We start from the raw sequence: 964 nt of genomic DNA on the forward strand, positions 1-964 counted from the left end.
ATTATTGCCGAATGAGGTGGCATCCTTTAAGTCATCGATGACGTTTTCGTTGAGTTTACCACTGACAATTAGGACAACGGCTACGAGGATAGAATCCATGTGTTCGCCAGAGGCCCTTACTTTTATGCCGGTAGGGGGAATTATATTCACGTTTTGAGGGTCACCCTCTGTGATGCCTACACAACAGTCATTTTTAGCCGTTACAAGGATGACCACGCTAAGATTCAAGACCCCCCTGACGCAACCACGCATTACGACTACCATGAATATGGCAATTACGCTCGGTTAACTTCCCAGAACGGTAATGCAATTTACTGGTNAAACTTGCATTAGCAATAACGGCCTACTCCACCGTAGGAACTTCAGTAGCTACTGCAAAGGCAACTCAAATGGTTACTGTTAATCCTGTTGCCGATGCTCCTATCTTGGGTACACAAGCGGTCTCCGGGAATGAGGGTGCAGCCATACCCCTTAATATAAGCGCAAACCTTCCAGCGGGAAATACCACGGATGTGTTGTCAGTAAAGATTGGTAATGTTCCTGATGGCGCGACTCTAAGTTCAGGAGGAACTGCTTTACTAGCTAATACCGATGGTACTTATACGCTCAGTGCGAGCCAATTGCAGGGTCTTGCCATTACGTTAAATGACCAATTGGCCAGCACCACCAAACTTGCATTAGCAATAACGGCTTACTCTGCCGTAGGAACTTCAGTAGCTACTGCAAAGGCAACTCAAATGGTGACTGTTAATCCTGTTGCCGATGCTCCTATCATAGATACGCAAGCGGTCTCCGGGAATGAGGGTGCAGCCATACCCCTTAATATAAGCGCGGCACTTCCAGCGGGAAATACCACGGATGTGTTGTCAGTAAAGATTGGTAATGTTCCTGATGGCGCGACGCTAAGTTCAGGAGGGACTGCTTTAGTAGCTAATACCGATGGTACTTATACGCTCAGTGCGAG

General features: G+C 47.2%; 1 protein-coding gene. It reads left to right on the forward strand.

Features of this window, described 5'->3' with window-relative positions; translation table 11 throughout:
• Positions 1-389 precede the first annotated feature (389 nt).
• Positions 390-964: hypothetical protein (locus DGG96_RS20535; protein WP_205872639.1), on the forward strand; the 575-nt coding region annotated here is incomplete at its 3' end.

The sequence above is a fragment of the Legionella qingyii genome (assembly GCF_003184185.1).